The sequence below is a fragment of the Streptomyces canus genome, from assembly GCF_041435015.1.
Classification (GTDB): domain Bacteria; phylum Actinomycetota; class Actinomycetes; order Streptomycetales; family Streptomycetaceae; genus Streptomyces; species Streptomyces canus_G.
In genome coordinates, this window is sequence record NZ_CP107989.1 from 3,766,998 (window position 1) to 3,790,325 (window position 23,328).

At 71.4% G+C, this 23,328-nt stretch carries 24 protein-coding genes; 7 read left to right on the top strand and 17 right to left on the bottom strand.

What is annotated here, in order from left to right; all coding sequences use genetic code 11:
- Positions 1-65: 65 nt before the first annotated feature.
- Positions 66-233, bottom strand: a complete 168-nt coding sequence (locus OG841_RS16750; protein WP_003966491.1) for a DUF3117 domain-containing protein — start codon at positions 231-233, stop codon at positions 66-68.
- A 358-nt stretch (positions 234-591) separates the two neighbouring features.
- Here OG841_RS16750 and OG841_RS16755 point away from each other — a divergent pair, with 358 nt between their 5' ends.
- The gene (locus OG841_RS16755) at positions 592-1,383 is read left to right on the top strand and encodes an enoyl-CoA hydratase/isomerase family protein (protein WP_371565913.1); all 792 of its coding nucleotides are present in this window, start codon (positions 592-594) and stop codon (positions 1,381-1,383) included.
- A gap of 22 nt (positions 1,384-1,405) precedes the next feature.
- Here OG841_RS16755 and OG841_RS16760 read toward each other — a convergent pair whose 3' ends face one another.
- Together OG841_RS16760 and OG841_RS16765 are read right to left on the bottom strand one after the other, a co-directional pair.
- Positions 1,406-1,984 (bottom strand): DNA-3-methyladenine glycosylase I, encoded by a 579-nt coding sequence (locus tag OG841_RS16760; RefSeq protein WP_371565915.1) that lies wholly within the window; start codon positions 1,982-1,984, stop codon positions 1,406-1,408.
- The gene (locus tag OG841_RS16765; RefSeq protein ID WP_328643651.1) at positions 1,981-2,334 is read right to left on the bottom strand and encodes a DivIVA domain-containing protein; all 354 of its coding nucleotides are present in this window, start codon (positions 2,332-2,334) and stop codon (positions 1,981-1,983) included. The genes OG841_RS16760 and OG841_RS16765 overlap by 4 nt, the downstream gene beginning before the upstream one ends.
- Positions 2,335-2,486: 152 nt before the next feature.
- On the opposite strand from OG841_RS16765, the gene folP reads away from it, so the two are divergent.
- Positions 2,487-3,347 carry a dihydropteroate synthase gene (gene folP, locus OG841_RS16770; RefSeq protein WP_371565917.1) on the top strand — a complete coding sequence of 287 codons (861 nt, stop codon included), beginning with the start codon at positions 2,487-2,489 and terminating at the stop codon, positions 3,345-3,347.
- Positions 3,348-3,434: 87 nt separating this feature from the next.
- Here folP and OG841_RS16775 read toward each other — a convergent pair whose 3' ends face one another.
- Together OG841_RS16775 and dapE are read right to left on the bottom strand one after the other, a co-directional pair.
- The gene (locus OG841_RS16775; protein WP_328640752.1) at positions 3,435-4,193 is read right to left on the bottom strand and encodes a TIGR00730 family Rossman fold protein; all 759 of its coding nucleotides are present in this window, start codon (positions 4,191-4,193) and stop codon (positions 3,435-3,437) included.
- Between the two features lie 122 nt (positions 4,194-4,315).
- A complete protein-coding gene (gene dapE, locus OG841_RS16780; protein ID WP_328640751.1) occupies positions 4,316-5,395 on the bottom strand; it encodes a succinyl-diaminopimelate desuccinylase in 1,080 nt (359 codons plus the stop codon).
- Positions 5,396-5,479: 84 nt separating this feature from the next.
- Between dapE and OG841_RS16785 the strand changes: the two genes are divergently transcribed.
- Together OG841_RS16785 and OG841_RS16790 are read left to right on the top strand one after the other, a co-directional pair.
- Positions 5,480-6,448 carry a heavy metal transporter gene (locus tag OG841_RS16785; RefSeq protein ID WP_371565919.1) on the top strand — a complete coding sequence of 323 codons (969 nt, stop codon included), beginning with the start codon at positions 5,480-5,482 and terminating at the stop codon, positions 6,446-6,448.
- A gap of 274 nt (positions 6,449-6,722) precedes the next feature.
- Positions 6,723-7,193: an ATP-binding protein gene (locus OG841_RS16790; protein WP_328640749.1), complete on the top strand. Its 471-nt coding sequence runs from the start codon at positions 6,723-6,725 to the stop codon at positions 7,191-7,193.
- Positions 7,194-7,261: 68 nt separating this feature from the next.
- Here the strand turns inward: OG841_RS16790 and OG841_RS16795 are convergent, their stop codons facing one another.
- Together OG841_RS16795 and fdxA are read right to left on the bottom strand one after the other, a co-directional pair.
- Positions 7,262-8,356 (bottom strand): bifunctional succinyldiaminopimelate transaminase/glutamate-prephenate aminotransferase, encoded by a 1,095-nt coding sequence (locus OG841_RS16795; RefSeq protein WP_328640748.1) that lies wholly within the window; start codon positions 8,354-8,356, stop codon positions 7,262-7,264.
- 120 nt (positions 8,357-8,476) lie between these two features.
- Complete coding sequence (gene fdxA / locus OG841_RS16800; RefSeq protein WP_007384503.1) at positions 8,477-8,794, bottom strand: ferredoxin; 318 nt, start codon at positions 8,792-8,794, stop codon at positions 8,477-8,479.
- 140 nt (positions 8,795-8,934) lie between these two features.
- Between fdxA and OG841_RS16805 the strand changes: the two genes are divergently transcribed.
- Positions 8,935-9,939: a GNAT family N-acetyltransferase gene (locus OG841_RS16805; protein ID WP_328640747.1), complete on the top strand. Its 1,005-nt coding sequence runs from the start codon at positions 8,935-8,937 to the stop codon at positions 9,937-9,939.
- A 32-nt stretch (positions 9,940-9,971) separates the two neighbouring features.
- Entirely contained in the window at positions 9,972-10,823 is an 852-nt protein-coding gene (locus tag OG841_RS16810) for a transglutaminase family protein (RefSeq protein WP_371565922.1), read from the top strand.
- Positions 10,824-10,827: 4 nt separating this feature from the next.
- Here OG841_RS16810 and OG841_RS16815 read toward each other — a convergent pair whose 3' ends face one another.
- From OG841_RS16815 to OG841_RS16850, 8 genes are all read right to left on the bottom strand, one after another.
- Positions 10,828-11,445 (bottom strand): response regulator transcription factor, encoded by a 618-nt coding sequence (locus OG841_RS16815; protein ID WP_328640745.1) that lies wholly within the window; start codon positions 11,443-11,445, stop codon positions 10,828-10,830.
- Positions 11,442-12,608 carry a sensor histidine kinase gene (locus OG841_RS16820; protein WP_328640744.1) on the bottom strand — a complete coding sequence of 389 codons (1,167 nt, stop codon included), beginning with the start codon at positions 12,606-12,608 and terminating at the stop codon, positions 11,442-11,444. The genes OG841_RS16815 and OG841_RS16820 overlap by 4 nt, the downstream gene beginning before the upstream one ends.
- Entirely contained in the window at positions 12,605-13,345 is a 741-nt protein-coding gene (locus tag OG841_RS16825; protein WP_365118827.1) for an ABC transporter permease, read from the bottom strand. The genes OG841_RS16820 and OG841_RS16825 overlap by 4 nt, the downstream gene beginning before the upstream one ends.
- Positions 13,342-14,277 (bottom strand): ABC transporter ATP-binding protein, encoded by a 936-nt coding sequence (locus tag OG841_RS16830; RefSeq protein WP_328640742.1) that lies wholly within the window; start codon positions 14,275-14,277, stop codon positions 13,342-13,344. Before OG841_RS16830 ends, OG841_RS16825 begins: the two co-directional genes overlap by 4 nt.
- A gap of 108 nt (positions 14,278-14,385) precedes the next feature.
- Positions 14,386-17,010, bottom strand: coding sequence for a hypothetical protein (locus OG841_RS16835; RefSeq protein WP_328640741.1), 2,625 nt, complete (start codon positions 17,008-17,010; stop codon positions 14,386-14,388).
- Between the two features lie 160 nt (positions 17,011-17,170).
- Positions 17,171-17,581 (bottom strand): DUF6113 family protein, encoded by a 411-nt coding sequence (locus tag OG841_RS16840; RefSeq protein WP_328640740.1) that lies wholly within the window; start codon positions 17,579-17,581, stop codon positions 17,171-17,173.
- Complete coding sequence (gene mshB / locus OG841_RS16845) at positions 17,578-18,435, bottom strand: N-acetyl-1-D-myo-inositol-2-amino-2-deoxy-alpha-D-glucopyranoside deacetylase (RefSeq protein WP_328640739.1); 858 nt, start codon at positions 18,433-18,435, stop codon at positions 17,578-17,580. Before mshB ends, OG841_RS16840 begins: the two co-directional genes overlap by 4 nt.
- 58 nt (positions 18,436-18,493) lie before the next feature.
- Positions 18,494-18,688 carry a hypothetical protein gene (locus tag OG841_RS16850; RefSeq protein ID WP_007384493.1) on the bottom strand — a complete coding sequence of 65 codons (195 nt, stop codon included), beginning with the start codon at positions 18,686-18,688 and terminating at the stop codon, positions 18,494-18,496.
- A 177-nt stretch (positions 18,689-18,865) separates the two neighbouring features.
- On the opposite strand from OG841_RS16850, the gene OG841_RS16855 reads away from it, so the two are divergent.
- Positions 18,866-20,986, top strand: a complete 2,121-nt coding sequence (locus OG841_RS16855; RefSeq protein WP_328640729.1) for a S9 family peptidase — start codon at positions 18,866-18,868, stop codon at positions 20,984-20,986.
- 122 nt (positions 20,987-21,108) lie between these two features.
- Here the strand turns inward: OG841_RS16855 and OG841_RS16860 are convergent, their stop codons facing one another.
- Positions 21,109-22,146 (bottom strand): ABC transporter ATP-binding protein, encoded by a 1,038-nt coding sequence (locus tag OG841_RS16860; protein ID WP_328640728.1) that lies wholly within the window; start codon positions 22,144-22,146, stop codon positions 21,109-21,111.
- The gene (locus OG841_RS16865) at positions 22,139-23,113 is read right to left on the bottom strand and encodes an ABC transporter ATP-binding protein (RefSeq protein WP_328640727.1); all 975 of its coding nucleotides are present in this window, start codon (positions 23,111-23,113) and stop codon (positions 22,139-22,141) included. The genes OG841_RS16860 and OG841_RS16865 overlap by 8 nt, the downstream gene beginning before the upstream one ends.
- Positions 23,114-23,328: the final 215 nt, after the last annotated feature.

Consider the following 23,328-nt stretch of genomic DNA (forward strand, 5'->3'; position numbering starts at 1 on the left):
GGCAAACTGCTGCCCCGGCACCTCATGAGATGCCGGGGCAGCCGAAAGGGTATGGTCGCTTCCGCTCAGCCGACGACCTTCTTGAGGGCGTCGCCCAGGGCGTCGGCCTCGTCAGGGGTCAGCTCGACGACGAGCCGACCGCCGCCTTCGAGCGGAACGCGCATGACGATGCCCCGCCCCTCCTTGGTCACCTCGAGCGGGCCATCGCCCGTCCGCGGCTTCATGGCCGCCATGCTCGTTCCCCTTCCTGAAACCAGCTCATCGTCAAAGCCGACAGCCCTGGGAGGGCACGCGCGTCAAAGTGGGACACGCGCCACCGGCATCGAACACATTGCTTCCAAGCCATTATCCCGCATCTCAGGACCCGATGACCAACATCAGTCGGCATCGCTTGGGCAACGCGCGCGAGCAAAACCACTCAATTCGGCGATGTGGCTGCGATACTCCGCCGCCGCGCCGATCTCGGCGGGCCGTGAGCGCTCCGGAATTCTTTGACGCAGGTCACACGTCCGCTCCGGTCCTCGGACGGCGATCTCCGCCATGCTGTCCCTCGGACATCGGATGCAGCGGACACACCGGAGGGGATACGCCATGGCCGACACCGTGCTCTACGAGGTGCACGACGGGCTCGCGACGATCACGCTGAACCGGCCGGAGGCGATGAACGCGCTGAACGTCGCCACGAAGGTCGCCCTGCGGGAGGCCGTGGAGTCGGCGGCCTCGGACGACGCCGTACGGGCCGTGCTGCTCACCGCCGCCGGGGAGCGGGCGTTCTGCGTGGGGCAGGACCTCAAGGAGCACATCGGGCTGCTGATGCAGGGGTCCGACGTCGTGATGAGCACGGTCAAGGAGCACTACAACCCCGTGGTGCGGGCACTGACGGAGATGCGGAAGCCCGTGGTCGCCGGGGTGAACGGGGTCGCGGCCGGGGCCGGCTTCGGGCTCGCGCTGGCCGCGGACTACCGGGTGGTGGCGGACACCGCCGCCTTCAACACGTCCTTCGCGGGAGTCGCGCTGACCGCGGACTCCGGGATCTCGTGGACGCTGCCGCGGGTGGTCGGGCCGGGCAGGGCCGCGGATCTGCTGCTCTTTCCTCGGACCGTCTCCGCGCAGGACGCGTATGAGCTGGGCATCGTGAACCGTCTCGTACCGTCGACCGAGCTGCCCGCGGAGGCGGAGAAGGTGGCGCGGGCGCTGGCCTCGGGGCCGACGGTGGCATACGGGGCGATCAAGGAGTCGCTCGCGTACGGGCAGTCGCACTCTCTGGCGGAGACCCTGGAGAAGGAGGACGAGCTGCAGGGGCGGGCCGGGGCGTCCGAGGACCATGCGATCGCCGTGCGGGCGTTCGTGAACAAGGAGACGCCGGAGTATCTGGGGCGGTGACCCGCCGTCGCCGGGAGGGACCCTAAGAGCGTCTCGCCACGCACGATTCCAGGTGGTCGTCGACCAGGCCGCAGGCCTGCATCAGCGCGTACGCCGTCGTCGGACCCACGAAGCGCAGGCCGCGCTTCTTCAAGGCCTTCGACAGGGCTGTCGACTCCGGGGTCACCGCCGGGACGTCCCCCAGGGTCCTGGGCATCGTGTGAGAAGCCGGCACGTGGGACCAGATCAGCTCGTCCAGCTCGCCCGGGGCCCACTCGGCCAGCACGCGCGCGTTGGCCATCGTCGCGTCGACCTTGGCGCGGTTGCGGATGATCCCCGGGTCGAGCAGCAGGCGGTCGCGGTCGGCGTCGCCGAACGCGGCCACCTTGGCGATCTCGAAGCCCGCGAAGGCGGCGCGGAAGCCCTCGCGGCGGCGCAGGATCGTGATCCAGGACAGGCCGGACTGGAAGGCTTCCAGGCTGAGGCGTTCGTAGAGGGCGTCGTCGCCGTGGACCGGGCGGCCCCACTCCTCGTCGTGGTACGTCGCGTAGTCCGGCGTGGACAGGGCCCAGGGGCAGCGCGGCGCGCCGTCCGGTCCGGCCAGGGCAGTGCCGTCGCTCACCGCTGCTCCCCGTGGCCGTGCTCCGGCTTCTCCATGGAGACGTGGGCCGCGGCCCGGGCGCCGGCCAGCGCGGACTCCAGGTCGGCGATCCGGGCGTCCCGCTCGGCGAGCTCCGCGCCGAGGCGGCTGAGCGCGTCGTCGACGTCCGCCATGCGATAGCCGCGGGCGGTCAGCGGGAAGCGCAGGCCGTCGATGTCCGCGCGGTTCACCGGTCGGTCCGGCGGCAGTGGGTCCTGGAGCCGCTCGGGGGTGACGTCCGGCAGCGGGCCGTCGCTCTCCCCGCCGCCCACCACGGCGAGCGTCACCGCGGCGACCACGACCGCGAGCGCGATGACCAGGAACAAGAACATAACCATCGCTGAGGTCCCCATGGTCCCTGCCGGCGGCCGGCCGCCGGCGTCGAATGTGTCAGGGTCCGATCGTGCCATGCGAGTCTGACAGTTAGGGTCGCAGGCGGCCGCGGACTCCGAACACGCAGACGCACGAAGTGAGGTCACAGGCGATGCTCAGGCTGGGCAGGCGTGAATTCGACGCGCACGAGCCGGTGATCATGGCGATCGTGAACCGGACCCCCGACTCCTTCTACGACCAGGGAGCCACGTTCCTCGACGAGCCCGCTCTCGCGCGCGTGGAACAGGCGGTGGCCGAAGGGGCCGCCATCATCGACGTCGGCGGGGTCAAGGCCGGGCCCGGGGAAGAGGTGTCCGCGACGGAGGAGGCGCGACGGACCGTCGGGTTCGTGGCGGAGGTGCGGCGCCGGTTCCCCGACGTGATCATCAGCGTCGACACCTGGCGGGCGTCCGTCGGGGAGGCCGTCTGCGAGGCGGGGGCGGATCTGCTCAACGACGCGTGGGGCGGGGTCGATCCGGGACTCGCCGAGGTCGCCGCGCGGTACCGGGTGGGGCTGGTGTGCACGCACGCCGGGGGCGCCGAGCCGCGTACGCGGCCGCACCGGGTGAGGTACGACGACGTCATGGCCGACATTCTGCGGGTGACCGTGGGCCTCGCCGAGCGGGCGGTGGCTCTGGGGGTGCCCCGGGAGTCCGTGGTGATCGATCCCGGGCACGACTTCGGGAAGAACACGCGGCACAGTCTCGAGGCGACCCGTCGGCTCGGGGAGATGGTCGGGACGGGGTGGCCCGTGCTGGTGTCCCTGTCCAACAAGGACTTCGTGGGCGAGACCCTGGACAAGCCGGTGAAGGAGCGGGTGGTGGGGACATTGGCCACCACCGCGGTGTCGGCGTGGCTGGGGGCGCAGGTGTACCGGGTGCACGAGGTCGCCGAGACCCGGCAGGTGCTGGACATGGTGGCGTCGATCGCGGGGCATCGGCCTCCGGCGGTCGCGCGTCGAGGGCTGGCGTAGGGGTTCTTCCCCACTTCCCCACTCACTCGTCAAAGGCCGGAGAGGCTGATCTTCCAGCCTCTCCGGCCTTTGACGAATGCACAGGGACTACCGACCCGCCTCCTTGGACACCAACGCCACCGCCTCGTCCACGTCGTCCGTCATGTGGAACAGCAGCAGGTCCTTCTCCGACGCCTTGCCCTGGGCGATCAGGGTGTTCTTGAGCCAGTCGACCAGTCCGCCCCAGTACGCGCTGCCGAAGAGCACGATCGGGAAGCGGGTGACCTTCTGGGTCTGGACCAGCGTCAACGCCTCGAACAGCTCGTCCAGGGTGCCGAGTCCGCCCGGCAGGACCACGAAACCCTGCGCGTACTTCACGAACATCATCTTGCGGACGAAGAAGTAGCGGAAGTTGAGGCCGATGTCGACGTAGGGGTTGAGGCCCTGCTCGAACGGGAGCTCGATGCCGAGGCCGACGGAGGTGCCGTTCGCCTCGCAGGCACCCTTGTTGGCCGCCTCCATGGCGCCGGGGCCGCCGCCGGTGATGACGGCGAAGCCGGCCTCCACCAGGCCCCGGCCGAGCCGCACGCCCGCCTCGTACTCCGGAGAGTCGGCAGGCGTCCGCGCCGAGCCGAACACGCTGATCGCGGGCGGGAGTTCGGCGAGCGTGCCGAAGCCCTCGATGAACTCCGACTGGATGCGCAGCACGCGCCAGGGGTCGGTGTGGACCCAGTCCGAGGGACCGCCCGCGTCCAGCAGGCGCTGGTCGGTCGTGCTCGCCGTGACCTGTCCCCGCCTGCGGAGGACAGGTCCCAGGCGCTGCTCCTCCGGCGGCTGCTTCTTGCCCTCGGGGTTCCCGGTAGCCATGTGCGCTCCCTCCGCTTGCCTGGTCTTTCCATCTCAGCGTAGATCTACGCGGGTTACGGAGGGGGGACGTCCGCGTGTCCGCCATGAAGCGCCACCGGGCGGAACCCGGCGAGATGCGTCTCCTACGACGTCAGCCATGCCGTGAGCTTCTCCTCCGCCTCCGGGATCAGCGACACCTTCACCCGCTCGTCCACCTTGTGTGCGAGCAGCGGCTGCCCGGGGCTGTAGTTCACCGCGGGCACGCCGAGCGCGCTGAAGCGGGACACGTCCGTCCAGCCGAACTTGGGGCGGGCGACGCCCCCGACCGCCGCCATGAAGGCCTGGGCGACGGGGTGGGTGAGGCCGGGGCGGGCACCGCCGGTGTGGTCGTCGACGGTGAACTCGTCGACCCCGCAGTCCGCGAAGAAGTCCCGCACGAAGGCCTCCGCCTCGGCCTCGCTGCGGTCGGGGGCGTAACGGAAGTTGACCGTCAGCGTGCAGGAGTCGGGGATGACGTTCGTGGCCACGCCGCCCTCCACCCGCACCGCGTTGAGACCCTCGTGGAACTCGAGGCCGTCCACCACCGGCTTGCGCGGCTCGTAGGCCGCCAGCTTCGCGAGGGCGGGGGCGGCCTTGTGGATCGCGTTGGAGCCCATCCACGCGCGTGCGGAGTGCGCCCGCTCCCCCTTGAACGTCAGCAGCACCCGCAGAGTTCCCTGGCAGCCGCCCTCGACCTGGTTGTCCGTCGGCTCCAGGAGGACCGCGAAGTCGCCCTCCAGCCACTCGGGGTGGGCCTCGGCCACATGTCCCAGGCCGTTGAGGTGTGCCGCGACCTCTTCGTTGTCGTAGAAGATGAAGGTGAGGTCGCGGTTGGGCTCGGTGACCGTCGCCGCGATCCGCAGCTGTACCGCGACCCCGGACTTCATGTCGCAGGTGCCGCAGCCCCACAGGTAGCCCTCGTCGTCGAGCCGGGAGGGGACGTTGCCCGCGATGGGGACCGTGTCGATGTGGCCGGCGAGGATGACGCGTTCCGGACGGCCGAGGTCGGTGCGGGCGACGACGTTGTTGCCGTGGCGGTCGACCGTCAGGTGCGGCAGGGCGCGCAGGGCGGTCTCGATCGCGTCCGCCAGGGGCTTCTCGGTGCCGCTCTCGGAGGGGAAGTCGACGAGCTGCGCGGTGAGCTGAGCTGCGTCCAGCGAAAGGTCAAGAGGGGTGTCGGCCATGCTCCCGACCCTAACGTCCCGCTGTCCGCGCCCACGGTCCACATCCGGCGCAGCCGTCTCAGTACTCTCCAGTATCTTGTCCGGATGCCAGAGCCGTTGCCCCCCACTCGCAAGCGCCGTGGCCGCCTCCTCCGCTTCGGGGCGGCCCTCGTGGTCCTGTGCGCGATCGCCGGTTACCTCGTGGTGCAGTACGTCACCGGAGGCACCGACGGGCCGAGCTGCAGAGTCGTCTCGGGCAGGGCGGGCGGGCCGTCGTACCAGTTCACGCCCGAGCAGGCGGTGAACGCGGCGACGATCACCGCCGTCGGCACCGGGCGCCGGCTGCCGGAGCGGGCCGTGGCGATCGCGCTCGCCACCGCGCTCCAGGAGTCGGGGCTGCGCAACATCCAGCACGGCGACCGTGACTCGCTCGGTCTGTTCCAGCAGCGGCCCTCACAGGGCTGGGGCACCCCGCGGGAGATCCTGGACCCGACGTACGCGGCGGGCGAGTTCTACAAGCACCTGGTCAAGGTACGGGGCTACCAGGACCTCCCGCTGACCGTCGCCGCCCAGCGCGTACAGCGCAGCGGCTATCCGGAGGCGTACGCCAAGCACGAGCCGGACGCCACCTTGCTCGCCGCCGCCCTGACCGGCACCTCCGCGGCCACCCTGACCTGTGACGGGCGCCAGGACTCCACCCAGGCCACCCAGGCCACCGCCACGGGCCCGGACGGGGTGCGGTCGGCTCTCGTACGGGACTTCGGGCGGGACGCGCTGGAGACGACCGCCGCGGAGGTGGGCGGCAAGGCCTCGCCGAGCCCGGCCCCCAGCTCGGGCGACGGGCGCACCGTGACCCTGCCCGTGCGGGGGGACACCGGCCGGGGTTCCGACCGCAGTCTCAGGGAACGCGGCTGGCAGCTCGCCCACTGGGCCGTCGCCAACTCCTCCGCGCTGCGCATCGAGCGCGTCTCGTACGCCGGGCGGCAGTGGACGGCCGGGAACACGGACAGCGAGTGGCGTACGGCGGCCGGCGACGGCGGCACGGGCTCCGTGCGCATACTGACGGCACGGTAGTTCGGAAGATCGCCTGGAAGGGTCACATCCGCCCGCTGTCGGAGCGGGTGTGCGCAGGTTTTCGTCACGTCACCCCCGTATCCGCAAAAACCCTTGAGTTCACAGGGCTGCGAGCATTCGGCGGACTTTCAGACCGGAAGCCTTTTGCCCGTTTTTATCCGCAGGTGATAATGCGACGCATTGCCAACTCTTTACGTTGGCCCTCCGCAACCTTCGTCGGCCTCGAGCGGTAATCACGGCGTCCTAGCAACGTTTCCTCCGTCGAAGGAGCAACATGTCCCTCCCCCTGACCCGCAGGATCGCCCGTGCCGCGCTGCTCGTCGCTGCGGGAGCGGCAGCCGGGGTCGGTGCGGCCGGCGCCGCCAGTGCGGCCCCCGCGCAGCCGCCGGCCACCCCGAACGTCGGTGGGCTGACCGCTCTGGATGGGGCGAACGTCGGCAACACGGTGGACGGCGCGGCGCAGAACCTGACCGGGACCGCGGCCAAGACCGGCGGTAAGACGGTCGAGAAGGCGGTGCCGTCCGCGGGCAAGGCCGTGAAGAAGGTGGCGCCGGTCGCGCAGAAGACGGCGGGCGAGGCCGCCGGTTCCGCCGGGGGCCTCCTCGGGCAGACCGCGTCCACCGCGACGAAGGGCGGCCTGCCGACCAGCGCCCTGGCCAAGGGCGGCCTGCCGACCGGCGCCCTCGCCAAGGGCGGCGTGCCGGCGGCGGGCACCCTGCCGGTGAAGGGTCTTCCGCTCGGCTAGTGGCTCGCGCATACGGCGAAGGGGCCCGGGAACGCCATCCCGGGCCCCTTCGCCGTATGCCTGCGCACCTACGCCAGGCGTTCGACCGCCGACCGCACCCGCTCGTCCGTCGCCGTCAGCGCGACGCGTACGAACGTCTCGCCGGCCTCGCCGTAGAAGTCGCCCGGGGCCACCAGGATGCCCCGCTCGGCCAGGTGGGCGACCGTCGACCAGCAGGACTCGTCCCGCGTGGCCCAGAGGTAGAGGCTGGCCTCACTGTGCTCGATACGGAAGCCGTGGGACCGCAGTGCCTCGCGCAGCAGCGTGCGGCGGGCCAGGTAGCGCTCGCGCTGTTCGTGGACGTGGGTGTCGTCGCCCAGGGCCGCCACCACCGCGGCCTGGGTCGGCGCCGGGGTCATCATGCCGCCGTGCTTGCGGATCTCCAGGAGGGGCGCCAGGACGGCCGGGTCGCCCGCCAGGAAGGCCGCGCGGTAGCCCGCGAGGTTGGACCGCTTCGACAGCGAGTGCACGGCCACCAGGCCGTCGTAGGAGCCGCCGTTGACGTCCGGGTGCAGGACCGAGACCGGGTCGGCCTCCCAGCCGAGCTCCAGGTAGCACTCGTCGGAGAAGATCAGGATGCCGTGGGACCGGGCCCAGGCGACGATCCTCGTCAGCTCCTCCTTCGACAGCACCTTGCCGGTCGGGTTCGACGGGGAGTTGAGCCACAGGAGCTTCAGGCCCGCCGGGTCCAGCTCGGTGGGGTCGTCGTAGACCTCGTGCTCGGCGCGGGCGAGGCGCGCGCCGACCTCGTACGTCGGGTAGGCCAGGCGCGGGTACGCGACCCGGTCGCCGGGGCCGAGGCCCAGCTGGGTGGGGAGCCAGGCGACGAGTTCCTTGGAGCCGACGATCGGCAGGACGTGGCGGTGGGTGACGTCGCGGGCGCCCAGGCGCCGCTCGACCCAGCCGGTGATCGCGTCACGCAGCGCCGGGGTGCCCCAGACCGTCGGGTAGCCCGGAGAGTCCGCGGCGTCGATCAGGGCCTTCTGGACGAGGTCGGGGACCGGGTCGACGGGGGTGCCGACCGACAGGTCGACGATCCCTCCGGGGTGCGCGGCCGCCGTCTTCTTGTACGGCTCCAGCTTGTCCCAGGGGAAGGTGGGAAGGCGGTCGGAGACTGCGGACACGGCTTTCGGGCTCACTTTCGGGTCGTACGGCAAACGCCTCGGCCCCGCACGGCCACGATCGGGGCGATCAGGCCGTACGGGACCGAGGCGGCACGAAGTGCGGGCCGCTGATGCGGATGACTATGCCTGCGGCGGCAGCGCGGCGATGAACGGGTGGTCCCGCTCGATCAGACCCAGCTTGCTGGCGCCGCCGGGCGAGCCGAGCTCGTCGAAGAACTCGACGTTCGCCTTGTAGTAGTCCTTCCACTCGTCCGGAGTGTCGTCCTCGTAGAAGATCGCCTCGACCGGGCAGACCGGCTCACAGGCACCACAGTCGACGCATTCGTCCGGGTGGATGTACAAGGACCGGGAGCCCTCGTAGATGCAGTCGACCGGGCACTCCTCGATGCAGGCCTTGTCCTTCACGTCGACACAAGGCTGCGCGATGACGTAGGTCACGCTGTCGTTCCTCCTCCATAGGGCGCTGGCGGGCCTCCTCAGGCTCCGCCGCCTCGCGCGCGGGAGCGCGGCGTCGTCGATGCCCGCCCCTAGTATCTCCGTTCTTGGGCATGATCCGAACAGGAGGGGTGAACTGACCTGTGGAAATCTCCGCCGCGGGGCGTCTCGTCGTCCGTATCTCCGCAGCTGACGTGGGCAAACGGGTATCCGTACGGCGCCTGGACGAAACCGGCGGGCCGCGGCAGAACTTCACCGACACGGTGGGTGTTCTCACATCATGGGACGACGGTGTGCTGATGATCACGCGCCGGGACGGCGAGAGCGTCCGCATTCCGGAATCCGCGCTGGTGGCGGGCAAGGTCGTGCCCGCCGAGCCGGCCCGTCGACGGGGCCCGGCCGCCTCGTACGAGGAACTGGCGCGGATCACCGCGCGCGGCTGGCGGCCGGTGGAGAGCGAGCGGCTCGGCGAGTGGGAGCTGCGGGCGGCCTCCGGTTTCACCCGACGCGCCAACTCCGTCCTCCCGCTCGGCGACCCCGGCATGCCGCTCGACGGGGCCCTGACCGCCGTACGCCGGTGGTACGGCGACCGTGGTCTGCCGGCGTACATCCAGACCGCGACCGGCGCCGCGGGCACCCAGGAGGCGCTGTGCGCGGAGCTGGAGGCGCGGGGGTGGACGCGGGAGGTGACGGCGGAGTTGTGGACCGGGGCGCTGGCGCCGGTCGCCGACCGGGAGACCTCGGATGTCGTGCTGTCCCGGGAGGCCGACGCGGACTGGCTGGCGCGCTATCAGCGCAAGGGGGTGAGCGAGGTGGCACTGCGGGTGCTGAAGAGCGGGCCCTCGGTGTGGTTCGCCACCGTCCCCGGTGGGGACGCGCCGGCCGCGATCGGGCGGTGTGTCGTCGACGGGCGCTGGGCCGGGTTCGCCGCGGTCGAGGTGGATCCTTCGCTACGGCGACGGGGGCTGGCCTCCACCGTGATGGCGGCGCTGGCACGGCGGGCGCTCGACGAGGGGGCGTCGGCCGCGTGGCTCCAGGTCGAGTCGGACAACGCCGGTGCGCGGGCCCTGTACGACGGCATGGGGTTCGCCGCGCACCACGCCTACCACCACTACCGCGAGCCGGACGTCTCCGGCGAGGCGCGGTAGTAGCGATCGCCGCGAAAGGGCACGAGCCAGCTATGCGTCCCCCGTTTCCGCCCCCGCCCGAACGTTCCGCCGAGCTCCGGAGGCGGTTCGCCGAAGAGGCGCGGTCCGAGCGGCCGGATCTGTCCTCGCTGTGCCTGCTCGTCGGGGCGCAGGCGGACGGGGCGCTCGACGACACCGGAATCGACGCGGCCCAGATCGAACTCGACCGGCTGGCCGGGCAGTTGCCGTTCCGGCCCGGGGGCCCGCGGTCGTGGGCGGTGTCGTTGCGGGAGCTACTGGGCGACCGCTGCGGGTTCCGGGGAACGCCGGTCGACTATCAGCGGCTGGAGTCCTCGCTGCTGCACGAGGTGCTCCGGCGGCGCAGGGGGCTGCCGATCCTGCTGTCCGTGGTGTGGATGGAGGTGGCCCGGCGGGCGGGGGCTCCGGTGTACGGGGTGGCGCTGCCGGGGCATTTCGTGGTCGGGTTCGGGCCGCCGGAGGAGCAGGTGCTGGCCGACCCGTTCGACGGCGGGCGGGTGTTGAGCGGCGGCGACGCGGAGTTGCTGGTCGCCGGGGCGACGGGGGGCTCGCTGGATCCGTCGATGCTGAGTCCGGCGGATCCGCTGGGCCTCGTACAGCGGATCCTGAACAACGTCCGGGCCTGGGCCGCCGCCAGGCCCGAACGGTCGGACGTGGCCCTGTGGGCCGTGGAGCTGTCGCTGCTGTTGCCGTCCCACTCGGCCCGACTGCGGTACGAGCGGGCCCAGTTGTTCGTCCAGCGGGGGGACTTCGTCCAGGGAGCCATCGAGTTGGACGCGTACGCCGAGGTGGTGGCGGCCGTCGACGAGCCGGCGGCAGCGCGCGTGCGGCAGCAGGCTCACGCCGCACGCGCGAGGTTGAACTAGGGCGTTACAGCCAGCCCTTCTCCCTCGCGATCCGGACTGCCTCCGCCCTGTTCCGTACCGCCAGCTTCTGGATGGCCGTGGAGAGGTAGTTGCGGACCGTGCCCTGGGACAGGTGCAGGGTCCGCGCCAACTCCGCGTTCGTGGAGCCGTCGGCCGCCGCTCGGAGGACCTCTCGCTCCCTGTCCGTCAGCGGGTTCGCGCCCTCTGCCAGCGCCGCTGCCGCCAGGGTGGGGTCGATGACCCGCTCCCCCGCCAGTACCTTGCGTACTGCCTGGGCCAGTTGGGAGGCGGGGGCGTCCTTGACGAGGAAGGCGTCGGCGCCCGATTCCATCGCGCTGCGGAGATAGCCGGGGCGGCCGAAGGTCGTGAGGATCACGAGCTTCACCGACGGGAGCTCTATGTGGAGTTGGGCCGCCGCCTCTATGCCCGTCGCGCCCGGCATCTCGATGTCCATGAGGGCCACGTCGATGTCGTGGGCGCGGGCCGCCGCCAGGACCTCGTCGCCGCGGGCCACTTGGGCGACGACCTCGATGTCGTCCTCCAGGCCGAGCAGGGCGGCCAGGGCCTCGCGGACCATCGACTGGTCCTCGGCGAGCAGGACCTTGATCGTGCGGCTCGTCATGAGGCGGATCCTACGTCGGCCGCGGGACCGGCGGGCACGCGGGCGACCAGGCGGAAGCCGTGCCGGGTGCCGGTGGCCTCCAGGGTGCCGCCGGCCTTCTCCAGTCGCTCGGTGAGACCGGTCAGACCGTTGCCCGGACCGTTGCCCGCGCCGCCCGAGCCGTCGTCCTCCACGGTGAGTTCGAACCGCGGCCCGTCGAGTGTCTGGCGGTGCAGCAGCTCCACCGTGCAGCCGCGGGCGCCGCTGTGCCGTACGACATTGGTGACCGCCTCGCGCAGCGCCCAGGCCAGGGCCGACTCGCTCTCCTCGGGGACGCCGGTGAGGTCGGGTTCGGCCGGCAGCGCGGCGGTGACTCCGGCGGCCGTCAACGCGACCTGGGCGCCCGCGAGTTCCGAGGCCAGGCGGGCGCGCCGGTAGCCGGTGACCGCCTCGCGGACGTCCACCAGGGCCTGGCGGCTGACCTGTTCGATGTCGGCGACCTGCTGGGCCGCCTTGTCGGGGTGGGCGGGGAGCATCCGGCCGGCCAGTTCGCTCTTCAGGGTGATGAGCGACAGGGAGTGGCCGAGGAGGTCGTGCAGGTCCCTGGCCAGGCGCAGGCGTTCCTCGTTGGCGGCGAGCTGGGCGACCCGCGCCCTGGCCTCCCGCAACTCGATGGTGGTACGGACGAGTTCGCGCACGCCGGTCATCGCGAAGCCACCGAGCAGCGCCGGGATGAGGAGGGCGCCGATGTAGTCCGTGCCGTCGGCGACGAGCAGGGCGAGGCTCGCCATCAGGGCGGACGCGGCCGGGATGGTCCAGCGGGCGAGCCGCAGCGGCAGGGCCGCGCCGGACGCGATCGACACGTACACGAAGAGGACGAGCCACTCGCGGCCCAGGGTGAGGACGAGCAGGGTCGACTCGGCCGAGAGGACCGCGAGGGAGACGAGGACGAAGTCCTGGGCGTTGCGGCGGCCGGTCCTGAACAGCAGGGCCAGGTACCAGGCGACGAAGCCCGCGAGGCCGAGCCAGCCGAGGACGACAGCCACGACCCCGTGGCCGCCGTGCAGGAGGTCCGAGACGGGTGCGCTCAGATAGACCAGCCAGATGCCCGTCCACAGCATCTTGACCATCATCTGCTTGCGGGTCTCGGGGCGCTGCCCGATCCCGACGCCGGTGCCGCTCACGCCTTCAACGTGTCCTTCCGGTACAGCCAGGCCGCTCCGCCCGCGAAGAGGGCGAAGGAGACGGCCAGGACGGCGATGTCCTGTGCGTGCGGGGCGCGGCTCTGTTCGATGGCCTGCCCGAGGGCAGCGTACGCGTGCGTGGGCAGCCACTCGGCGATGTCCTGGAGCCACTGCGGGAAGGTCGTCGTCGGCATCCACAGGCCGCCCAGCATCGACAGTCCGAAGTAGGTGATCATCGTGATCGGGCGGACCGCGTCGCCGGTGGCGAGATAGCCGATGGCCACGCCGAGTGCGGCGAAGACGAGGCTTCCGGCCCAGATCGCGCCGGTGAGTGCGAGCCACTGCCAGGCGTCCAGGCGTACGTCCTTCACGAGCGCGGCGACAAGGAACACGACCACGATCGAGGGCAGGCTCACCACGGCCGCGCTCGCCGTCTTCGCGAACACGTAGCCGCGCCCCGGCAGCGGGGTCAGCCTCAACTGCCGTACCCAGCCGCCCTCGCGCTCCTTGGCTATGCGCTCGCTGTTGCCCATCAGGACGGCGGTCAGGGCGCCGAAGGAGGCCATCGAGACCATCATGTAGGTCGGCAGGGTCAGGCCCGTGCCGTCGACCTTCGACGTGCTGTCGGCGTTGCCCGCGATGATCAGGAACAGCAGCGACGGGTACATCACCGAGAAGAACAGGAACTTGCGGTTGCGCAGGGCGCGGGTGAGTTCCAGCTTGATGAGGCTGTTCACTTCGACTTCGCCTCCTCGGCGGCGGTGATGGCGACGAAGGCCTGCTCCAGACCGAGCCCGGCCACTTCGAGATTGCGGGGGTAGACGCCGAGGCCGTAGAGGGCGTGGACGGTCGCGTCGGCGTCGGTGGACTGGATGCGGATCGTCTGGCCGCTGCCCGCGGCGGAGCCGCTTTTCGACACAGTGAGGGAGGTGAGGAACGGCAGCTCCCGCAGGGGCGCCTCGTCGATCGTGCCTTCCAGGTCGAAGGCGATCCTGCGGGCGCCCGCCTTGGCCTTGATCTCGGCGGCCGTGCCGTCGGCCAGCAGGCGGCCCCGGTGCAGCACCAGCACCCGGTCGGCGATGGCGTCGGCCTCTTCGAGGTAATGGGTGGCGAAGAGGACCGTACGGCCCTGGTCGGCCTGTTCGCGCATGGTGGCCCAGAAGGCCTGGCGGGTGGTGACGTCCATGCCGGTCGTGGGTTCGTCGAGAACGATCAGGTCGCTGTCGCCCGCGGTCGCGAGGGCGAAGCGGACGCGCTGGGCCTGACCGCCGGAGAGCTTGTTGACCTTGCGGTCGGCGATCTGGGCGATGCCGGCGCGGGCGAGGACGTCGTTCGCCGCGTACGGCTTGGGGTGCAGGTCGCAGGCGAGCCGTACCAGTTCGGCGACCGTGACCTCGTCCATCAGTCCGCCGCTCTGCAGCATCGCGCCCACGCGTCCGGCGACGATCGCCTCACGCGGGGTGGTGCCGAAGAGCCGGACGCTGCCGCTGTCGGGCTGCTTGAGGCCGAGCAGCAGGTCGAGGGAGGTGGACTTGCCGGCGCCGTTGGGGCCGAGCAGTGCCACGGTCTCCCCCGGCCGCAGGGTCAGGGTCAGTCCGTCCACGGCGCGTACCTCGCCGTATGCCTTGCTCACCTGGTCGAACGCGACCACCGGGGCTGTCGTTGTCATACGGCCATGGTGGCTTCGCGGGTGCGGCCGCGGGCAGTGTCGGCCGTCCGGAGTGCCGCATGACAGATGTCATGTCGGGCGGCACTCCGGTGCGGTGACGCGGGTCGGTCAGCTCGGGTCGGTGTCGATGACCACGGTGCGATCCGCCGCCGTCTTCGCGCGCAGGGCCTTGCCGAGTGCGGAGGCGACGTCCTGCGGCAGCACGTCACGCTTGCCGCTCGCGCCGTTGATCTTCACACCGACGAAGGTGGTGCCGTACGCCTCCTTGAGCGCGTCGAGATCGTACGTCTCCACGAGCTTGCCGCCGACCGCCTTGAACCCGAGGATCTTCGGCAGGGACAGCGCGCCGAACTTGATGCTGTGCGCCGCGTCGGTCTGGATGGTGACGACGTTGGACATCGCGGGCTCCGCGAACTCCTTCATCATCCGGTCGACCTCGGCGTTCGGGACCGACGGCTGCTTGGTGGTCGTCGGCAGCGTGACCGAGCCGGCGGTGCCGGTCTCCACCTGGGCGCGGTACGCGTCCTCGACCGCGGTGGTCGACCTGGCCACGTCGATGCCCTTGCCGGCCTTGCCGTAGACCGCGACGGCCTTGCCGTTCTCGAACTTGATCGTGCCGTCGGTCGCCGAGCCGGCGCCGCCCGAGGCGTCCTCCAGGGCGGCCTGGAGCTTCTCCTCGTCGACCGGCATGACCGGGTCGACGACCCGGTGGTTGCCGAAGAGGGAGCCGATGACGGAGACCGGGTTGTAGTCGCTCTTCGCGGCCGCGGCGACCGTGGCCTGATCGTCGAGCTGGAGGCCCGCCTGGTCCGGCTTGAGCGAGACGGTGTCGCCGCCGACCGACAGCTTCAGAGCCTCGTTCACCCGGTCGCCGAAGGCGTCGTCGAGCTTCTTGACGGCGTCGTCGCGGGTGCCGCCGCCGATGTCCACGCCGAGCACGGTGGTGCCCTTGGGCACGTCGGAGCGGTTCATCAGGAGGCCGGCGCCGTAGGCACCGACGCCGAGGAGGACCACGGTGCCGCCGAGCAGGGCCACCTTGCTGCGGCCCTTCTTTTTCTTCTTCTTCGGCGCGGCGGCCGGAGCTTCCTGCGACGCGGTGTCGGGCAGCTTCGGGGGCGTACGGCCGTCGGCGCCGGGCCCGAAGGGGGCGTTCTGGGCGCCGGGCGGCACGACCGGGATGCCGCTGGTGACGGTGTGCCCGGAGACGTTGTCGGGGTTGCCGAAGCCGGGGGCGCCCGGTCCGGGGGCCGGCTTCTGCGGGGTGAGGATCGCGGTGTCGTCGCTCAGACCGCCGCCGGGACCGAGGCCCGCGCCGGGGACACCGCCGGGGGCGGGGGCGCCGGGGCCACCCGGGCGACCGAGGGTGCCGGGGCCGCCCTGGCCGGCCCGACCGCCGGAGCCGCCTGGGGCACCGGGGCCGGCGAGCCCGCCGGAGATTCCGGGGCCGCCGGGAGCGCCCGGGGCACCGGGACCGCGTGTGCCGCCCGGACCGCGGGAAGCGCCAGGGCCGCCGGGGCCGCGTGCGCCACTCGGGCCGCCAGGGCCACCCTGACCGCCGAAGCCGTCGGAACCGTTGAAGGACTCGCCGCCGAAGGACTCGGCCCCGGCGAAGGGGTCCGGTCCTGCGGGCGGCACGACCGGGCCGTCGCCGGTGACCGGGCCGCCGGTCGGGCCCGCGGGGCCCTGGGGTCCACCCGGGCCGCCGAACCCGCCGCCGTAGTCGATCTGGCCGCCCTGGCCGCCGTAGTCGATCCGGCCGTTCTGCCCGCCGGGGCCGCCGCCGGAACCACCCTGCGTGCCGAAGCCGCTCTGACCGTTCGGGCTGTCCTGACCGCCGGGGCCGCCGAACCCGCCATGGCCGCTCAGAGCGTCCTGGCCGCTCTGGCCGTTCTGACCACCGAACCCGCCCTGACCGTTCAGGCCGTCATGACCACCCTGGCCGCCGTACCCGCCCTGGCCGTTCTCGCCGTTCGGGCCGCCGGAGCCGTTGCCGTTCTCCGCGAAGTACGGGAGGTCGTCGCGGCGGGGTTCGGTGCCGCGCGGGCCGGCGTTCAGGGCCTCGGTGACGTCGAAGGAGCCGGTGCCGCCGCCGTGGCCGGGAGCCACCGGACCGCCGGTGGCGCCGCCCGGGAGCCCCGCGCCGTTCGTCCCGCCGGAGCGGGAACCGCCGGGCACGCTCATGGAACCGACCACACCACCGGGCCGACCGGCCCCGTGACGCGCACCGGCACCCGAGCCCGCACCACCCGGCGCACCGGTACCGGGCACACCCGCACCCGCACCCGAACCGCCCGGCAGACCCGCCCCGTTGGTGGCATCCTCGCCCGGACCGCCCTTGGCGGGGCCGGACTTGCGGGGCGCGAACCAGTCGCTCGCCTTCTCCTCGGCGGCGGGCGGCTCGGGGTCGGCGGGCAGTTCGACGGTGCCCGTGGTCGAGGAGGGACTCGGCGTCGACGCCTGGGCGTCCTGGCCTCTGTCGCCGGAGTTCTCCGTCTCGCCGACGGGCTGACGCACGACGACCGGCGGAATGGGCCGCGATCCGGGGATGTTGATCCGGATCCGGGTCGTCAGCGTGGTCTCGGTCTTGCGTTCCTCCGGCTGCGCGGCCGAACGGCCCGCGTCCGGACCGCCGTCGGACACCTGGGGCGTCCCGTACGGCGGCGTGCCCGAGGGGTAGGCGGCTCCGCCGCGCCCGTTGGGCCCGGAGGACGGACTGTCAGTTTCACGACTCAAGGCAGGTTCTCCTGGTTGGCTCCACCGCCCGTTTCGACCTCAGTGCTTCGGGCGGCTCGGCGGCGCGCACCACCATACTGGCCACTTCTGGCCTGTATCCCACGACCGCTGAGGAAACCCACACGGGACTCGCACGCGCGCGATGCGAAGAAGTGGTACGTCACTTGCCAAGTCGGACGGGGGCGCCGCCCGGTTGCCGCCCTCGCCCAAGGGTGGCGCAGATCACAGCCACAGCCATGCCACCGAGCAGGAAGAGGTAGGAGCCGCTTCCTGCGGCGAAGACGAAGTCGCCTTCCGGACGGCTGGCGGTGAGAAAGATGACGGCGATCATCCAGCCGCCCGCGGGCGCGACGGCTCCGGCGCGGCTGTCGGCGGCGCGCGCTCCGCCGAGCAGCAGTCCGGCCTCGCCGAGCAGAGCGAGCAGCAGCCCGCCCGGGAACCAGCCGCCCTGCACCAGCGCTCCGGCGAGCCCCACGACCGCGCCGAGCACGAAAAGGCCGAGGTAGGCGGCGGCCCGTCCGGCAGAGGGGCGCTGCAGCGGCTGGGCCAGCATCGACGTACGGTCGCTCATGACGCGCCCTCGATCCCGGAGAACAGGTCGGTCTCCCTCGTCTCTCCGTGTTCCCCGCTCACCCATTGGTAGTACTCGGTGGTGAAGAGAGGCTGCGCGAGTTCGTTCGAGAGCGCGAAGTACGCCCCCGACACATCGATCTGGGTCGCGTGCGCGGCCATCGCGGCGCTTTTGGCGGCGGCGTACGCCGTGCCGTCGATCTCCGTGGTGATGCGCTCGTCGTCCACCACACCCGGTACGTCGTCGAGGACGGCGGCCTTGGCGAAGGGGAGGCCGGGCAGGTCGTCGTGGAGCCGGGCGAACGCCTGCTCGCCGACCGCCCGCGGTACGCGGTTCCAGTAGACCTTCTCGATCGTCCAGCCCGCCTCCGCGGCGAGCTCCACCGCGCGCATGGCGACCCGGTGGGCCTGGATGTGGTCGGGGTGGCCGTATCCGCCGTTCTCGTCATAGGTGACGAGGACCTGGGGACGCACCTCCAGGATCACCTCGACGAGATGGCGGGCCGCCTCGTCGACGTCGGCCCGCCAGAAGCAGTGCGGGTTGTCGTTGTCGGCGGTGCCCATCATCCCGGAGTCCTGGTACCGGCCGCGGCCGCCGAGGAAACCGAAGTCCTCGACGCCCAGTCGCTCCATGGCCGCGGCCAGCTCGCGCTCACGCTCCTGAGCGAGGCCGGCGCCGGTCAGATGCCGGAGCTCCGGCGGGATGACCTCGCCACGCTCGCCGAGGGTGCAGGTGACCAGGGTCACCCGGGCGCCCTCTGCCGCGTACCTGGCCATGGTCGCGCCGTTGTTGATCGACTCGTCGTCCGGGTGCGCGTGCACCAGGAGAAGACGCCGAGCGGGCTGTTCCGTCATGGCCCCACCCTACGAGGAGCCACCGACAGTCCCGCTCAGCCGGGTCGTCGCAGTGGGGTCAGAACTTGATACTGCCGATCATGCCCGCGATGTTGGTCGTCAGCTCGCTGATCGTCGGTGCGATCGAAGAGGCGGCGAGATAGAAGCCGAGCAGGATGCACACGACGGCGTGCCCGCCCTTCAGTCCCGACTTCTTCACCAACAAGAAGACGATGATCGCCAGCAGCACTACCGCCGAAATTGAGAGTGCCACGGCGGCTCACCTCCAAAGATCCCAAGAGCGCGGGGGGTCGGACCAGGGGGGCAGATAAATCCATACAGCAGCCAGCGGATTCATACCCACTATGCGGTAGTGATCATAACTATCCGGGCCTGCGCATCCGTCGGCGCACGGCCGCACAAGGGGGCGCATGGCCAATATGGTCGGGGCATGACGACCGAGCCTGACTCCTTCCCCCGCCGGCACGCCCGTACCCAGCGCTTCACGCTCGGCGCGCCGCGCGCGTTCACCGTGGCGCCCGACGGATCGCGTGTCGTGTTCCTGCGCTCGAACTCCGGTACGGACCGGGCCAATTCACTGTGGGTGCTCGACACGGCGGACGGCGGGGAGCGCGTCGCGGCCGACCCGCGCGCCCTCCTGGGCGGCGCCGAGGAGCACCTCTCGCCCGAGGAGCGGGCGCGCCGCGAACGCAGCCGCGAGGGCGGTGCCGGCATCGTCGGCCACGCCACCGACGCAGCCGTCGAGTTGGCCTCTTTCGCCTTGTCAGGGCGGCTTTTCACGGCCGAGCTGCGGGCCGGCACCGCACGTGAACTGCCCGTCCCCGGCCCGGTGATCGACCCGCGCCCGGCCCCCGACGGACGGCACGTCGCGTACGTCGCCCAGGGCGCCCTGAGGGTCGTGGGCGCCGAGGGCGAGGGGGACCGGGCGCTGGCCGTCCCGGAGTCGGATCACGTCACCTACGGTCTCGCGGAGTTCATCGCGGCCGAGGAGATGGGCCGGTCACGGGGCTTCTGGTGGTCGCCGCAGTCGGACCGGCTGCTGGTCGCGCGCGTGGACGACACGCCGGTGCGGCGCTGGTGGATCTCCGACCCGGCCCACCCGGACCGTGATCCACACCACGTCCCGTACCCGGCCGCGGGCACCTCCAACGCGGACGTACGGCTGTTCGTGCTGGCCCTGGACGGGGCCCGCACCGAGGTCTCCTGGGACCGGGGGCGCTATCCGTATCTGGCCCATGTGCACTGGTCAGCGGCGGGCGCCCCGCTGCTGCTCGTACAGGCGCGCGACCAGCGCAGTCAGCTGTATCTCGCGGTGGATCCGGAGTCCGGAGCGACCCGGATGGTGCACGCGGACGAAGATCCAATTTGGCTGGATCTTTTCCCCGGGGTGCCTTGTTGGAGCCCTTCGGGACAGCTCGTGCGGATCGTCGACGAGGGTGGCGCGCGGGTGCTCGCGGTAGGTGAACGCCCGCTGACGGGACCGCAGTTGCACGTCCGCGCGGTGCTGGACGTGACCGAGGACGACGTGCTGGTCTCGGCGTCGGCCGGTGCGGAGGCCGCGTCACCGGAGACCGGCGAGGTGCACGTCTACCGGGTGAACGAGCTCGGGGTGGAGCGCGTCTCGCAGGAGCCCGGCGTGCATTCGGCGGTGCGCGCCGGGGGCGTGACCGTGCTGGTGTCGGCGGCCCTCGACCGGCCGGGCGCCCGCGTGCGGGTACTGCGCGACGGCAAGGAGACGGCGACTGTCACGTCGTACGCAGAAGATCCCGGTTTGACCCCGCGCGTGACCCTCGTCGAGGGGGGCGCACGAAAGATCCCGTGCGCCGTGCTTATGCCGCAGGACTACGCCGGTGACAGCCCCCTTCCGGTTTTGCTGGACCCGTACGGGGGTCCGCACGGACAGCGGGTGGTCGCCGCGCATCATCCGCACCTGACCTCGCAGTGGTTCGCCGACCAGGGATTCGCGGTGGTCGTGGCCGACGGCCGGGGCACCCCGGGCCGCTCCCCCGCCTGGGAGAAGGCGGTCCGGGACGACCTCGCGGCGGTCGTCCTCCAGGACCAGGTGGACGCGCTCCAGGCGCTCGCCGGGGACTTCCCTCTCGACCTCTCCCGGGTCGGGATCCGCGGCTGGTCCTTCGGCGGCTACCTGGCGGCCCTCGCGGTGCTGCGCCGGCCCGACGTCTTCCACGCGGCGGTGGTCGGCGCCCCTGTCACCGATCTGCGCCTGTACGACACCCACTACCAGGAGCGCTACCTCGGCCACCCGGACGAGCAGCCGGCGGTCTACCGACGCAACTCGCTGGTCGACGACGAGGGCCTGGTCGACGCGGCCGAGCCGCACCGCCCGATGATGATCATCCACGGCCTCGCGGACGACAACGTGGTGGTCGCCCACTCCCTGCGCCTGTCCTCGGCCCTGCTGGCCGCCGGCCGCCCGCACGAGGTGCTGCCACTGTCCGGTGTGACCCACATGACCCCGCAGGAGACGGTCGCGGAGAACCTGCTGCGGCTTCAGCTGGACTTCCTGAAGCGGTCGTTGGGGATGGCGTAGGAACAGCAGCGGGCCGGGACGACATGGCGCGTCCCGGCCCGCTTACGGCACCCGCACGGCCGTACGTCGTAGAGACTGACGTGTCCGTATATCGGAACCGGGTCGGTCAAGTTGCCTCCGTGTTACTCCGGCTCCTTGGTCGTGACGACCTGCTTCTCCTCCGCGAAGTGGCACGCCGAGTCGTGTGCCGCCGGCCCGCCCGCGAACCGGAACTCCGCGGGCACCGCCAGCGCGGGGACCTCCAGCGCGCACCGCTCCTGGGCCTTCCAGCAACGGGTACGGAAGCGGCACCCGGACGGGATGTTCGTCGGGGACGGGACGTCACCCGTGAGGATGATCCGCTCCCGGCGCTCGCGGGCCTCCGGGTCGGGCAACGGCACGGCGGACAGCAGCGCCTGGGTGTAGGGGTGCGTCGGATGGTCGTAGATCTCGGCGTCCCGGCCGATCTCGACGATCCGCCCGAGGTACATCACCCCGACCCGGTCCGAGATGTGCCGGACGATCGACAGGTCGTGCGCGATGAAGAGGTACGACAGCTCGAACTCGCTCTGGAGCCGGTCGAGGAGGTTGATCACCTGGGCCTGGACGGAGACGTCGAGGGCGGAGACCGGTTCGTCGGCGACGATGACCTCCGGGCGCAGGGCCAGTCCGCGCGCGATGCCGATGCGTTGGCGCTGACCGCCGGAGAACTGGTGCGGATAGCGGTTGATGTACTCGGGGTTGAGGCCCACGACGTCCAGCAGGTCCTGGACCTTCCTGCGCCGGTCTCCCTTGGGGGCCACCTCGGGGTGGATGTCGTACGGCTCCCCGATGATGTCGCCGACCGTCATACGGGGGTTGAGCGAGGTGTACGGGTCCTGGAAGACCATCTGGATGTTGCGGCGGACCGACTTGAGCGCCTTGCCGGAGAGCTTGGTGATGTCCTCGCCCTTGTACTTGATCACCCCTGCGGTCGGCCGCTCGAGATTGACGAGCATCTTGGCCACGGTCGACTTGCCGCAGCCGGACTCCCCGACGATGCCGAGGGTCTCTCCCTTGTCGAGGGCGAAGTCCACACCGTCGACGGCCTTGACGGCACCGACGTGTTTCTTGAACAGAATGCCCCGCGTCAAGGGATAATGCTTGACCAGTCCACTCACTTCCAGGATCGGCTCAACCATTGAGGCACTCCGTCCAGAAGTGACAGGCACTCGTCCGCCTGTCGTCGACGTCGTACAGAGGCGGTACGTCCGTGCGGCAGATGTCCCGGGCCATCGGGCACCGGGGGTTGAACGCGCAACCCGGCGGGATGTGCATCAGGTTGGGCGGCAGTCCCTTGATGGCGTACAGCTCCTGCCCCTTCTGATCGAGACGGGGAATGGAGTCGAGGAGTCCGCGGGTGTAGGGGTGGGCCGGCGCCTTGTAGATGTCGTGCACGGGGGCCTGCTCGACGATCCGTCCGGCGTACATGACGGCGATCCGGTCGGCCACGTCCGCGACGACACCGAGGTCGTGGGTGATGAGGATGAGCCCCATGTTGTACTCGCGCTGGAGTTCGGCGAGCAGGTCCATCACCTGGGCCTGGACAGTGACGTCGAGCGCGGTCGTCGGTTCGTCGGCGATGATCAGCTCGGGTTCCAGGGCGAGCGCCATCGCGATCATGATGCGCTGGCGCATGCCGCCGGAGAACTGGTGCGGATAGTCCCTCACCCGCTCCTTGGCGGCCGGGATGCGCACCCGGTCCATCAGCTCGACGGCCCTGGCCCGGGCGTCCTTCTTCGACATCCCGCGGTGCACGACGAACATCTCGCCGAGCTGGTCTCCGACGCTCAGTACGGGATTCAGCGACGACAGCGCGTCCTGGAAGATCATCGCCATCCGGGCACCACGGACCTTGCGCCGCTCGTCCTCCTTCAGCTTCAGCAGGTCCTGCCCCTGGAAGAGGATCTCGCCGCCGGTGATCTTCCCTGGAGGAATGTCGAGGATCCCCATGATCGCCTGCGCGGTCACCGACTTCCCGGACCCCGACTCCCCGAGCACGGCGAGGGTCTCGCCCTCGTCCACGCCGTAGTCGACCCCGTTGACCGCCTTGGCGACCCCGTCCCTGGTCCTGAACTCCACATGCAGATCACGCACTTCGAGCAGCACGGCGACTCACCTCGGCTTCGGGTCGGGGCGTCGCGGATGGCGCCGCACAGGAAAAAACGGGGGCGGGAAGGACGTGGCGCGACGGACAACAACCTGGGCAGCCGCACCCCGCCACACCGCGACCGGACCCCGGCCCTCCCGCTCGGTGCGGTCGCAGGAGGCCACTGCCACACGCCTCGGCTCCGGGTCGAGGCGTCGCGGATGGCGCAGCGCCG

What these genes read in the sequence shown, in the direction of transcription:
- OG841_RS16750 (WP_003966491.1), bottom strand. Translation starts at nt 233, where the DNA reads ATGGCGGCCATGAAGCCGCGGACGGGCGATGGCCCGCTCGAGGTGACC.
- OG841_RS16755 (WP_371565913.1), top strand. Translation starts at nt 592, where the DNA reads ATGGCCGACACCGTGCTCTACGAGGTGCACGACGGGCTCGCGACGATC.
- OG841_RS16765 (WP_328643651.1), bottom strand. Translation starts at nt 2,334, where the DNA reads ATGTTCTTGTTCCTGGTCATCGCGCTCGCGGTCGTGGTCGCCGCGGTG.
- folP (WP_371565917.1), top strand. Translation starts at nt 2,487, where the DNA reads ATGCTCAGGCTGGGCAGGCGTGAATTCGACGCGCACGAGCCGGTGATC.
- OG841_RS16775 (WP_328640752.1), bottom strand. Translation starts at nt 4,193, where the DNA reads ATGGCTACCGGGAACCCCGAGGGCAAGAAGCAGCCGCCGGAGGAGCAG.
- dapE (WP_328640751.1), bottom strand. Translation starts at nt 5,395, where the DNA reads ATGGCCGACACCCCTCTTGACCTTTCGCTGGACGCAGCTCAGCTCACC.
- OG841_RS16785 (WP_371565919.1), top strand. Translation starts at nt 5,480, where the DNA reads ATGCCAGAGCCGTTGCCCCCCACTCGCAAGCGCCGTGGCCGCCTCCTC.
- OG841_RS16790 (WP_328640749.1), top strand. Translation starts at nt 6,723, where the DNA reads ATGTCCCTCCCCCTGACCCGCAGGATCGCCCGTGCCGCGCTGCTCGTC.
- OG841_RS16810 (WP_371565922.1), top strand. Translation starts at nt 9,972, where the DNA reads ATGCGTCCCCCGTTTCCGCCCCCGCCCGAACGTTCCGCCGAGCTCCGG.
- OG841_RS16815 (WP_328640745.1), bottom strand. Translation starts at nt 11,445, where the DNA reads ATGACGAGCCGCACGATCAAGGTCCTGCTCGCCGAGGACCAGTCGATG.
- OG841_RS16830 (WP_328640742.1), bottom strand. Translation starts at nt 14,277, where the DNA reads ATGACAACGACAGCCCCGGTGGTCGCGTTCGACCAGGTGAGCAAGGCA.
- OG841_RS16840 (WP_328640740.1), bottom strand. Translation starts at nt 17,581, where the DNA reads ATGAGCGACCGTACGTCGATGCTGGCCCAGCCGCTGCAGCGCCCCTCT.
- mshB (WP_328640739.1), bottom strand. Translation starts at nt 18,435, where the DNA reads ATGACGGAACAGCCCGCTCGGCGTCTTCTCCTGGTGCACGCGCACCCG.
- OG841_RS16855 (WP_328640729.1), top strand. Translation starts at nt 18,866, where the DNA reads ATGACGACCGAGCCTGACTCCTTCCCCCGCCGGCACGCCCGTACCCAG.
- OG841_RS16860 (WP_328640728.1), bottom strand. Translation starts at nt 22,146, where the DNA reads ATGGTTGAGCCGATCCTGGAAGTGAGTGGACTGGTCAAGCATTATCCC.